This window comes from Nocardia brasiliensis IFM 10847, from assembly GCF_000710915.1.
Taxonomy (GTDB): domain Bacteria; phylum Actinomycetota; class Actinomycetes; order Mycobacteriales; family Mycobacteriaceae; genus Nocardia; species Nocardia brasiliensis_A.
In genome coordinates, this window is sequence record NZ_BAUA01000078.1 from 1 (window position 1) to 11,623 (window position 11,623).

At 68.5% G+C, this 11,623-nt stretch carries 11 protein-coding genes; 4 read left to right on the plus strand and 7 right to left on the minus strand.

Translation table 11 applies throughout. The features are described 5' to 3' along the window. The 4 genes from NBRGI_RS46450 to rimP all read right to left on the minus strand — a co-directional run. Positions 1–589 (minus strand): translation initiation factor IF-2 N-terminal domain-containing protein (locus tag NBRGI_RS46450; RefSeq protein ID WP_200882185.1); only part of this gene is annotated, 589 nt, incomplete at its 3' end. A gap of 109 nt (positions 590–698) precedes the next feature. Next, positions 699–1,058 (minus strand): YlxR family protein, encoded by a 360-nt coding sequence (locus NBRGI_RS46455; RefSeq protein WP_228832700.1) that lies wholly within the window; start codon positions 1,056–1,058, stop codon positions 699–701. A gap of 146 nt (positions 1,059–1,204) precedes the next feature. Next, positions 1,205–2,236 (minus strand): transcription termination factor NusA, encoded by a 1,032-nt coding sequence (nusA, locus tag NBRGI_RS16895; protein ID WP_014986914.1) that lies wholly within the window; start codon positions 2,234–2,236, stop codon positions 1,205–1,207. Beyond that, positions 2,233–2,907: a ribosome maturation factor RimP gene (gene rimP, locus NBRGI_RS16900; RefSeq protein WP_029897405.1), complete on the minus strand. Its 675-nt coding sequence runs from the start codon at positions 2,905–2,907 to the stop codon at positions 2,233–2,235. The genes nusA and rimP overlap by 4 nt, the downstream gene beginning before the upstream one ends. A 241-nt stretch (positions 2,908–3,148) precedes the next feature. On the opposite strand from rimP, the gene NBRGI_RS16905 reads away from it, so the two are divergent. Together NBRGI_RS16905 and NBRGI_RS16910 are read left to right on the plus strand one after the other, a co-directional pair. Next, on the plus strand, positions 3,149–3,754 hold the full coding sequence (locus tag NBRGI_RS16905) for a hypothetical protein (protein ID WP_357874708.1): 606 nt from the start codon (positions 3,149–3,151) through the stop codon (positions 3,752–3,754). Then, positions 3,751–4,185, plus strand: a complete 435-nt coding sequence (locus NBRGI_RS16910) for a ferritin-like domain-containing protein (protein ID WP_029897409.1) — start codon at positions 3,751–3,753, stop codon at positions 4,183–4,185. The genes NBRGI_RS16905 and NBRGI_RS16910 overlap by 4 nt, the downstream gene beginning before the upstream one ends. 184 nt (positions 4,186–4,369) lie before the next feature. Here NBRGI_RS16910 and NBRGI_RS16915 read toward each other — a convergent pair whose 3' ends face one another. Together NBRGI_RS16915 and NBRGI_RS16920 are read right to left on the minus strand one after the other, a co-directional pair. Beyond that, positions 4,370–6,121, minus strand: a complete 1,752-nt coding sequence (locus NBRGI_RS16915; RefSeq protein ID WP_029897411.1) for an acyl-CoA dehydrogenase family protein — start codon at positions 6,119–6,121, stop codon at positions 4,370–4,372. Between the two features lie 228 nt (positions 6,122–6,349). After that, positions 6,350–8,107: a proline--tRNA ligase gene (locus NBRGI_RS16920; RefSeq protein ID WP_029897413.1), complete on the minus strand. Its 1,758-nt coding sequence runs from the start codon at positions 8,105–8,107 to the stop codon at positions 6,350–6,352. Between the two features lie 58 nt (positions 8,108–8,165). Between NBRGI_RS16920 and yaaA the strand changes: the two genes are divergently transcribed. Continuing rightward, positions 8,166–8,909, plus strand: a complete 744-nt coding sequence (gene yaaA / locus NBRGI_RS16925) for a peroxide stress protein YaaA (RefSeq protein WP_029897414.1) — start codon at positions 8,166–8,168, stop codon at positions 8,907–8,909. Between the two features lie 424 nt (positions 8,910–9,333). On the opposite strand, the gene NBRGI_RS16930 is transcribed toward yaaA, so the two are convergent. Beyond that, positions 9,334–9,867: an HD domain-containing protein gene (locus NBRGI_RS16930; RefSeq protein ID WP_235210987.1), complete on the minus strand. Its 534-nt coding sequence runs from the start codon at positions 9,865–9,867 to the stop codon at positions 9,334–9,336. 901 nt (positions 9,868–10,768) lie between these two features. Here NBRGI_RS16930 and NBRGI_RS16935 point away from each other — a divergent pair. Beyond that, a complete protein-coding gene (locus NBRGI_RS16935; RefSeq protein WP_029897418.1) occupies positions 10,769–11,500 on the plus strand; it encodes a DUF7873 family protein in 732 nt (243 codons plus the stop codon). The last annotated feature ends 123 nt before the right edge of the window (positions 11,501–11,623 follow it).

Sequence of the window (11,623 nt, forward strand, 5' to 3'; positions counted from 1 at the left end):
CCCGAGGAGTTTTCGGGCCGGGACGCGGACCGGAACCACCCGGACGCGGACCGCCCGGAGTCGGGGCGCCGGGACGCTGCTGCTGTTGACCCGGACGCGCGGCATTCGGCGTCGGGCGCGGGGCGGCCGGAGCCGAGCTGGTCTCGGCGGCGGCCGACGCGGCGGGTGCCGGTGCGGATTCGCGCGCCGCGGCCGGCTTCGGCGCGGGCGCCGGGGTCGGACGAACGGCGGGGCCCGGCTTCACGGCCGGTCCCTCGGTCCGCGCCGGGCTCGCCTCGCGGACGGTTTCCTGAGCGGCCGGGGCGGGCGCGGGGGCCGACGGGCGCGGCCCCGGGCGGGGACCGTTTCCTGCGGGCTTCGCGGCCGGACGGGCCGACGAGGACGGGCCGGGGCGTGAACCCGACTTGGTGCCGTTCGACGGGGCTGATTTCGATGCGAACGACTCACGCAGCCGGCGCGCGACGGGAGCTTCCACCGTCGACGACGCAGACTTCACGAACTCGCCCTGCTCCTTGAGCGTTGCGAGTAGTTCCTTGCTGGTGACACCGAGTTCTTTGGCCAACTCGTGCACGCGGGCCTTGCCTGCCACTGCTCTCCTCACTGAGAGGTCGAGCAGTGCACCCGTTGTTCAGGGACGGGGCCCGCACGACCTCGGGTTATCTCCGATGGACGTTCATCGTTGGTGCTTCACGGTGTGCTCATGAGTGCTCGTGCCTGTTCTCGAGGTACTGCTCCAGGGCTGAGATATCCAGATTTCCGGACACTCTTAGTGCTCTGCCGAATGCTCGGCGCCGTTCTGCCGCGTTCAGACAAGCCGAGACGGGGTGCAACCAGGCACCCCGTCCGGGAAGTCTGCGCCGCGGATCGGGAACGATCATGACAGCGGGGGCACCGTCTCCGGTATCCGATTTCCGCGCCACGATCCGTAACAGACCGGCGGCCAACTCGCGCTTCCGGCATCCGATACAGGTCCGAATCGGTTGCGCGTGCTGAACCTCTGTCCACTCTACCGCTGCACCGGTCGGATCACCGAACCGCTCCCCTGCGGAAGTTACCAACATGTCATCCCGATGGCCCGAATCGCTGTCCGCAGTGTTGGATTTGCGGTGCTCCCGGTGCCCTGCGTGGTTACGCTCCGCCACCTCCTCCGGGCACGTCGCTCGCACCGCGGTGTTCAACGCACGGTGCGTCGCGCCGGTTCCGGTCAACTGCGGTGCGCCTCCGTCCGCACCGTGCCGCCGCCCATGTCAGGGGCCGCGTCGCTGCGGATATCGATCCGCCAACCGGTCAGCCGAGCGGCCAGCCGAGCGTTCTGACCCTCCTTGCCGATGGCCAGCGAGAGCTGGAAGTCCGGCACCACGACGCGGGCGGCCCTGGCTTCGGGATCGACAATCGTGACCGACACCACTTTCGACGGCGAGAGCGCATTGCCGACGAAGGTCGCCGGATCCTCGGCGAAATCGATGATGTCGATCTTCTCGCCGGCCAGCTCGCTCATCACGTTGCGCACCCGCTGCCCCATCGGGCCGATGCACGCGCCCTTGGCGTTCACCCCGGACACCGTGCTGCGCACCGCGATCTTGGAGCGGTGCCCGGCCTCGCGGGCCACCGCAACGATCTCGACCGAGCCGTCCGCGATCTCGGGCACCTCGAGCGCGAACAGCCGCCGCACCAGGTTCGGGTGCGTACGCGAGAGCGTGATCTGCGGGCCGCGCGGTCCCCGCGAGACGCCGACGACGTAGCACTTGATCCGGTCGCCGTGCTCGTAGGTCTCACCGGGCACCTGCTCGGCCGGCGGGATCAACCCCTCCGCGCCGTGCAGTTCGCTGCCGATGCGCACGACTATGGTGCCGCGGGCGTTGGCGCGCGCGTCGCGCTGCACCACACCGCCGACGATATCGCCCTCGTGCGTGGAGAACTCGCCGAAGGACTTCTCGTTCTCGGCGTCGCGCAGCCGCTGCAACACCACCTGGCGCGCCGTGGTCGCCGCGATCCGGCCGAAACCCTCAGGGGTGTCGTCCCATTCGGAGATCACGTTGCCGTCGGCGTCCAGCTCGCGCGCCATCACCCGGACCGTTCCGGTCTTCTGGTTGATGTCGATGCGCGCGTTGGGCTGGTGGCCCTCGGTGTGCCGGTACGCGGTGAGCAGCGCCGACTCGATCGCGGAGATCACGGTCTCGATCGAGATCCCCTTGTCGGCGACGATCGCGCGCAGGGCTTCGATTTCGATGTTCATTCCACGATCCCTTCGGTCGGCGAATCGGACGCTGTTACTGATCCGGGTAGTGCATTCGTTGTTCCTGAAACATCCGCGGCGTCGACCGCCGGCACATCATCTTCCTGGCCGGGCACCGGGCGCCCGGGCGCCACGCCGCCGGCGAGTTCCATTTCCCGCGGCCCCGGCTTGCCGAACTCGACCTGCACCACCGCTTCCGCGATGTCGGCGAGCGGCACGCGCACCCGATGCGGCTTGTGTTTGCCGCCCAGGACCAACGCCACTGTATCGCCGTCGAGCACACCCACCCTGGCCTCGAATTTCCGGGCGCCACCCGAGTCCGGGACGGGTGCGCCCTCTCGTAGCTGGACGAGCACCTTGCGGCCGCGGGCGCGCCGCCAGTGCCGATCCTCGGTGAGCGGGCGATCGATGCCCGGGGTGGTGACCTCGAGCAGGTACGGGGTCTCGCCGAAATCTCCTGCCTCGTCCAGCATCTCCGAGACTTCGGCGCTGAGCACGGCGATCGAGTCGAGATCGGACGGTCCGTCGCTGTCGACGGTCACCTTCACACGAGCCTGCGCATCCGCATGCTTGCCGGCGGTCGAGATCTCGACCCCTTCGAGGTCGAATCCTCGGCGTTCGGCTAGTCCAGCTATGAGCTGGCTCAGCCTTTCCTCGGTCGGCATCGGCATCTGGGGCGGCTCCTGGTTCAGTTGTGACGGCGGTAGGGAAATTAGTTCAACCGAAGGTCTAGCGTAACGCGCCCAGAGAGTGTAAAGGACCATCGGGCAAGCAGTACGCGCGCCACTCGCGGCCGATCGACGGCTCCGCGGCGGCAGCGAAGCGTACCCAGGCAAGGGCCGCCGCGTCGAACTCCGAGGACCGGCGGTGCCTGGTCCGAGGCGCCTCGGCGAATCTGGCACGATGGTGCCCGTGCCCATCCGCCCTCCCGTGCAGCCGCACGCCGCACGCTCTTCCGGCTCCCCGTCCGACCGGCACGCTTCCCGGTTTCCGCTGGACCGCCGCACCGTGTTACGGCTCGCCGGTGGCGGCGCCGTCGGCGTGCTCGCGCTCGGTGCGGCCGTCGGCTGCACCGCCGAGGACACCGTGCACGAACCGGATCCGCTTGCCGCCCAAGAGGTTCTGGCGCGCGCCGATGCCGCGGCGGCCACCGCCGCGATCGCGCTGGCGCCGGCCCAGCACAGTGCGCTCACCGCGATCGCGACCGAAAGGACCGCGCACGCAGACGCTTTGCGCACCGAGATCGAGCGAGTGATCGGCGTCTACGGCGACGGCACCAAGCCGGTACACCGCACCAGAACGAACACGCCGGGGCAGGCGTCGGGGCCGTCCGCGGTGGCCTCCGGTTCGGCGGTGCCGCCCGTCGCGCCGCCCAGCCTCGACACCTTGCGCGCACAGCTCACCGAGTCCCGGCAGGCGGCCGCCGCCCTCGCTGGTACCCAGTCGGGTTACCGGGCCGGGCTGCTCGCCTCGATCAGCGCGGCCTGCGCCGCCCAGGCGGGGGTGCTGCTGGCATGACCGATGCCGAACGTCAGGCGCTGCTGGACGCGCTGCGCGCCGAATACAGCGCGGTGTACGCCTACGGTGTGATCGCCGCGTACGCCTCGCGCGAGCGTTACCGCCTCGTCGCCGAGAACACCGCGAGCCATCGGGCCCGCCGGGACGCCACGATCGACGCGCTCACCGCGGCGGGCGTCACCGCCCCGCCGCCGGATGCCGCCTACACGATGCCGTTTCCGGTGAACGATCCGATTCCCGCGGCACGTCTGGCCGCGACCGTCGAGTCCGACACCGCGGTCGCGTGGCGGGCCGTCGTCGAGCACGGCACGTCCGAGGCGCTGCGCCGGATGGGCATCGACGCGCTCACCGAATGCGCGGTCCGCCTTGCCACGTGGCAGTCCATCCTGGGCGCCGACCCGCCGACGACAGCGTTCCCCGGCAAGGTCTGAGCCGAAACCCCCTGTGCGCCAGAACACCTCAGGAAACTCCGGACAGCCGGTTTCGCCTGCCGCGGGCCGGGTATCCGACACCCGTATTGGGTGTGCGGTTCGTCCGGCAGCATGGCCTGGGTGAGCTCGCACGAAAAGGCCGACCTCACAGGGCTTGCGGGGTCGGCCTTTTCGGTGTTCGCGGCTACGGACGCATCTCGTAGGCGCCGTCGTAGGACGCCACCTCGGCCCAGATCCGGTCGAAGCGCGGACGATCCGCCACCGGTGGGCGCAGTGCCGATGCGGCCCAGGCCTGCTGGTCGGGGCTGGCCGACGGCTTGCCATAGAGCGTGGTCGCGTAGGTGTTGAAGTCGCGGATCTGGAAATCGAAGATCTGATCGAGCAGATCGCGATCCAGTCCGGTGATCGCCGCCTGCTCCAGAATCAGCTGACCGTAGACCACCAGGGAGAACAGGTGGCCGATGGTCAGCATGAAGTCGAGATCCTTCTGCTGGCCGGCATCGGGGGCCGCGGTACTCAGCAGCGTGCGCAGCGCCTGGGCCTGCTCGTAGAAGCGGCCGACATTCGGGATGTCGGCGTGCTTTTCGTACACCGGGGTCCAGTCGGCGAACTGCACCTTGCCCGCGCCGCGGGCCGGGCCCTGCCGCCAGAAGAACTCGTCGTCGGCCGCGTCGAGGCGGGTGCCGATCTCCGGGTACTCCTTGGGGTTGAACAGATAGTTCGGCATGAACTTCAGGATCTGCCCGACGTTGACGTGCACCGTGCCTTCCAGCCGGGGCAGCGTGTTGATCAGCCGCTGCACCTCGGCGAAGTAGGTGTTCTTCTCGAATCCCTTGGCCGCCAGCACATCCAGCAGCAAGGTCATCACCGTCTCACCCTCCGAGGTCACCTTCGACTTCGTCATCGGGTTGAACAGCAGGTAGCGCCGGTCGTCGAGGCTCGCGCTGCGGAAGTAGTCCACGGCCCGATCGCTGAACAGCTTCATCGCGACGATGCGCGCGTAGGCGTCGACGAAATTGGTCCGCACGTGCGGGAAGTCGGTGACCGGGTTGCCGTACAGGATGCGGTTGTTCGCGTGCGTGATCGCCTCGTAGAAGGAGTGCTCGACCATGCCGATGCCGCCGTGGCACAGGTTGAACTTGCCGACGTTGACGGTGTTCAGCGCGGCGGAGAAGGCCTCGGGTCCGGTGTGCAGGATGTCCTCGGCCCGCACCGGGTAGTTCTCCAGCCGGAACGTGCTGACGTACATCTGCTGATGCACGACATTGCCGAGCAGGTGGTAGTTCTCGTGCCTGCTGTCCGCGGCGAACCAGACGTAGCCGTCGGCGCCCTCGACATCGGAGCGGCGGGAGAACACCGAAACCATGCTCGCCACATTGCCGTTGCCGATGTAGTACTTCTCGCCGTTGGCACGGAACAGGATTCCGGCCTCGGCGTCGGCACTGCCCGGCTCGCTGGGGGTGAGCACCAGGTCGGTGTTGTAGATGTCGGCGCCGTGCTCGCGCTCGGACAAACCGAACGCCATCACCTGACCGGCGGCCAGGTCGGCGGCCGCGCGCCGCTTGGCATCGGTGTTCTCGCTCTGCCAAATCGGCCCGAGGCCGAGAATGGTCACCTGCTCGGCGTACCAGTAGGCCAGCCCGTAGAAGCCGAAGATCTCCGACAGCGCCGCGTTGCGCGCCGCGTCCCAGCGTCGGTTCTCGTCGCCGTCGGCGAACTCGGCGGGGGTCAGGAAGGTGGCGAACAGCTTCTCCTTCGCGACGAACTCGAGGAAGTCGGCCGTCCAGACCGCGTCCGCGTCGTCGGCCAGCAACTGCCGCTTGCCCCGCGACTCGAACCACTCGATGGTGGCACGCAGCAGCCGCCGGGTCTCGGCGTCGAAATGCTGCGGGTCGTAGGTGGCAGGGTTGAACAACAACGGATCGGTGCTCGTCATGCCGTTAACTTACCAGCGGGTAACAGCAGCCCATAGCCCCTCCACCCCACTTCACACCGCAAATCCCGCCTACGGTTGCGTAGGGTCGCCCGTTCATGATCAGGGGGAACTGGTGGCGGCATCGTGCGAGTGCGCGCCGCCACCAGTTCCCCCTGATCTTGAAGCCCACCCGCCCACGCGAAAACGGCCCCGATGGGGATCCATCGGGGCCGTCGCTCACGTGCCGGGCTAGCCGCGTATCCGGGTGACGACCGCGTCGACGGCCGAATCCGCGGGGAGTTCGGTGGCTTCGCCGGTGAAGCGGTCGCGCAGTTCCACCTTGCCCTCGGCCCAGCCCCGGCCGATGACGAGAACCAAAGGCATGCCGAGCAATTCGGCGTCCTTGAACTTGACGCCGGGTGAGGCGGTGCGGTCGTCGAAGAGCACGTCCAAGCCCTTGGCGTGCAGCCCGGCGACGACCTGCTCGGCGCCCGCGCGGGCCGCCTCGTCCTTGTTCGCGATGACGACGTGCACGTCGTACGGCGCGACCTCGGCCGGCCAGCGCAGCCCCTTGTCGTCGTGCTGCTGTTCGGCGATCACCGCGACCATGCGGGAGACACCGACACCGTAGGAGCCCATGGTGAGCCGGACCGGCTTGCCGTTCTCGCCCAGCACATCGACGTCGAAGGCGTTGGTGTACTTCTGGCCGAGCTGGAAGATGTGCCCGATCTCGATACCGCGCGAGGCCACCAGCGCGCCCCGGCCGTCCGGCGAGGGATCGCCGTCGCGGACCTCGGCGGCCTCGATGGTGCCGTCCGGGGTGAAGTCCCGGCCGGCGACCAGGCCGACCACATGCTTACCGGGCGCGTCCGCGCCGGTGATCCACGCCGTGCCGGTGCCGACCCGCGGATCGACGAGGTAGCGAACACCGTTGGCCTGCAACGCCTTCGGGCCGATGTAGCCCTTCACCAGGAACGGGTTGGCCGCGAAATCCGCCTCGGTGAGCAACTCCACCTCGGCCGGCTCGACCGACGCACCGAGCCGCTTGTCGTCGACCTCGCGGTCGCCCGGCACGCCGATGCCGACGATCTCGGACTTGCCGTCGGGATGCCGCAGCTTCACCATCACGTTCTTGAGCGTGTCCGCCGCGGTGACCGGACGGCCGAACTGCTCGCCGATGCCCGCGCTGTTCGCCCAGTCGACGAGCGTCGCGATGGTCGGCGCGTCCGGGGTGTCGTGCACGACCGCCTCGGCCAGGCCCTCGATCGGCAGCGGCGCGGGCGCGGGGGTGACCACGGCCTCCACATTGGCCGCGTAACCCGACTCGACGCAGCGCACGTAGGTGTCCTCGCCGACGGGGCTGTCGGCGAGGAACTCCTCGGACGCGCTGCCGCCCATCGCGCCGGAGGTGGCCGCGACGATGACGTATTTAACCTGCAGCCGGTCGAAGATCCGCTGGTAGGCCTCGCGGTGTGCGGCGTAGCTGGCCTTCAGGCCGTCCTCGTCGAGGTCGAACGAGTACGAGTCCTTCATGATGAACTCGCGGCCGCGCAGGATGCCCGCGCGCGGACGCTCCTCGTCGCGGTATTTGGTCTGGATCTGGTACAGCGTGACCGGCAGGTCCTTGTACGAGTTGTATTCGCCCTTCACGGTGAGCGCGAACAGCTCCTCGTGCGTCGGGCCGAGCAGGTAGTCCGCGCCCTTGCGGTCCTTCAGCCGGAACAGGCCGTCGCCGTATTCGGTCCACCGGTTGGTGGTCTCGTACGGGTCGCGCGGCAGCAGCGCCGGCAGCGAGATCTCCTGCGCGCCGATCGCGTCCATCTCCTCGCGCACCACATCCTCGACCTTGCGCAGCACTCGCAGGCCCAGCGGCAGCCACGAGTAGACGCCCGGCGCGATGCGTCGCACGTATCCGGCGCGCACGAGAAGTTTGTGGCTGGGCACCTCCGCGTCGGCGGGATCGTCGCGCAGGGTACGCAGGAAAAGGCGGGAGAGGCGGGTGATCACGGATGCACAGGGTAGTCGCTGCTCGCGCGATGCTCGCAACGCATTACCGTATTCGTTCGTGCTGGTGCTGCTGCCTCCCTCCGAAACCAAGTCCGACGGCGGTGCCGACGTGCCGCTGGCGCTGGACGCGTTGTCGATGCCGCAGCTCACCGCGGTACGCGACCAGTTGATCGACGAGCTCACCAAGCTCGCCACCGACCCGGACGCGAGTCGCACGGTGCTCGGTCTCGGCAAGGGCGCCGAAGCGGAGATCGCCCGCAACGCATCCCTGCGCAGCTCCCCCACCCGGCCCGCGCTGGAGCGCTACACCGGCGTGCTCTACGACGCCCTCGACGCGCGCTCGTTCAGCAAGGCGCAGCGCGCCAAGGCCTACGCGCGCCTCGGCATCGGGTCCGCGCTGTTCGGCGCGGTCCGCGCGAGCGACCCGATCCCCGCCTACCGGCTCTCCGGCGGTTCGAAACTGCCCGGCCTGCCCACTCTTTCGGCCGTCTGGCGCGATTCGCTGTCCGACGCGCTGCTCGCCGAAGCCGCCGGCGACCTGGTCGTCGACCTGCGATCGGGCACCTATCAGCAACTCGGCCGGGTACCCGGCGCGGTCACCGCCAACGTGCTCACCGAACACCCCGACGGCTCCCGCACCGTGGTCAGCCACTTCAACAAACACCACAAAGGCCTGCTCGCCCGCGCCCTCGTCCTCACCCGCGCCGAACCCACCGACGTCCGCGGCCTGGCCAAAGTCGCCACCAAAGCCGGCCTGAAAACCGAGATCGCCTCCCCGACCGAGCTATTGATCCTTACTTGAGGCGGTCAGCGCGGCCGGATCCACACACGCCACCTGAGTCACCGGCCTCGGTCAGCGCCGCCACCTGAGTCGCCAGCCGCGCCAGCTCCCCGGCCAAGTCAGCGCGCCACCACCCAAGTCACCGGCCGCAGCCGGCATCGCCTGCCCCCGCGCAAGTCAGCACGCCACCAGCCGCAGTCAGCTCCCGCAGCAGGCTTCGCGCACGCCACCACCCGAGCCACCAGCCGCGGTCAACGCCATCAGCCCGCCGGAGCGAGAAACGCGCACGCCGCCACCAGCCGCAGTCAACAACGCCAGTCCCCCGGCCAAGTCAGCACGCCGCCACCTGAGTCACCGGCCGCGGTCAGCACCGCCAGCCCCCGAACCAGACTCGCGCACGCCACCACCTGGATCACCGGCGGCAACCAACAACGCCAACTCTTGGCTAAGTCGGCTCGCCGCCACCCGAGTCACCGGCCGGGGTCAACATCGCCAGCTCCCGAGCCAGGTTCGCGCGTGCTGCCGCCTCGTAACGTGTTCGCGCGGTAGGGGTTCGGAACAGGTGTGGCTGCTGGGCGAGCCCCTGCAACACCGCGGCGCGACCCGCGCGGAACAGCTCGTCCGGCACGTGCCGGTACTCGGCCCGCACCGCCGCCGTATACGCGGCATACCCTGCCTCGTCGGCCGCGAGCACCGCCAGGTCCGCATCACAGAGCACCGCCCCGTTCCGATCCCCGTCCGCCACCACATGCGTCGCCGTGAGCCGCACCAGCCGCCCCACCTCAGCGATCAATCCCGTTGCCACACCCAGTTTTTCGAGCGACTCCTCAGCCAACCGAGCACTCAGCTCCTCGTTGTCGTCGCGCTCCACCGAATAAACGGCATCATGAAAGAACGCCGCATACCGCACCGCATCGATATCCCCCGCGTCCCCCGCAAGATCGTCGATCACCCCCAACATCGCCTGCAGATGCTCCACCGTGTGATACCGCCGATGCGGTTCCCGGTAACACCGAATCACGAACTCCCCCAAAGCAACCGACTCCGCGCCTGCCAGCCCGACCCACCGCCCGAGCAGCTCCGCGTCAAGAGATATCCCCATCGACACAGTCTGGCAACCCCACCACCCCACCACAATCCCTTGTGTCATTCAGCACTCCCACCCCCGGAGTGGGAGGCGGGGCAGGGTGGACCAAGCGACAGATAGGCGGTGACTCACAGAGCACCCATACGGTTCACAGGGGCTGAAGGGCCTGTGAACCGTATGGATGGTCTGTGAAACCCGCCGAGGCACAACGCTATCCGCATGCCAACCGGTGGTTCCTGATCCAGAGGATCTCGAGAACGGCACCACAGCCAGATGACCACGCCGGAACGAAACGCCACGGCCTATGTGCCCATACAGCCGGGAACGGCACTCGACGCGCTCAGCACTGTCCACGTAACTCCCGCGGCAGGTCTACGACACCAGGGTGTCCAGCTTCGGCAGCCTGCCGACAAGACCGAACGCAACAACCCGAACCAAACGACGAGGCACACCGTCACTTCGGCAGCCCAGCCACGGCCGAGCACAGCACAACCCAACGAAGAACCCTGCCATCAGCAGCCGCACGTGCAGACGCCATCGGCGACCGGAGGCGCCGCACCCGACGCCGAGCGCGCCGAGCGGGACGTCGGTGGGCCGGCCACCAGTCCACCACTTCGAACCCAAGGACCGAAGACCACCACCACCCTCCCGGACGCCGGCAGAAAATGGGATGCGAACTTCGGCATCCGCCCCGTACCGTCATTCGGGTGCTCGGGGGTCCGGAACGGGAGGATTCGGATTCTCGAGCCGAATGTTGGTGCGCCACGTGCGAATACGTGACGGGGAGGTAGAGATGACGAAGCTGAATCAGATCATTGCGGTCGAGAAGGGCGTGAAGAGCGCTGCGGTGCGGGAGCTGGCGCAGCGCCAGGGTGCGCTGCAGAAGGCGGCCCTGCTCGCCGGTATTGCGCGCACCTATCAGCCGAAAGACGAAGAGGGCGAGCAGCTTCCGCCGGAGTCGACCCGCGTGCAGGTGAAGTCCGAGGAGGTGCTGCGCCAGACCGCGGCAACCCTGACCCGCCTGTTCGATGTCACCGCGACGAAGGACTGGACGAACACCGAGGCGAAGGCCGACGTGTCCGTCGACGGCGAGGTGCTGCTGCGCGACGTGCCGGTCTCCTACCTGCTGTTCCTGGAGAAGCAGCTGGCCGAGCTGCACGCTTTCGTGCAGCGGCTGCCGGTGCTCGACGCGGCCGAGGCGTGGTCGTTCGACGACTCCACCGACACCTGGCGGACCGACGCCGTGCGCACCATCCGGACCAAGAAGGTGCCGCGCAATCACGTGAAGGCCGAGGCCACCGAGAAGCACCCGGCCCAGGTGGAGGTGTACTACGAGGACATCGCCATCGGCTACTGGAACACGGTGCGCTTCTCCGGCGCCCTGCCCGCACGCCGGGTGAACGAGCTGGCCGAGCGTGTCGACAAGCTCGCTCGCGCAGTGAAATTCGCGCGTGAGGAAGCCAACGGGACCGAGGTCATCGACCGCAAGACCGGTGACGTGATCTTCGGCTACCTGTTCCGCTGAAAACCCGCCCGGGGCCCCATCGGCCCCGGGCCCACAGACTCCCCCCGCCGCGTGCGGGGGAAGCGCAAGGAGCGCACACTCAAACTGAAGTTGAACCTGAAATCCACGGCGTCAGTGGGGGTT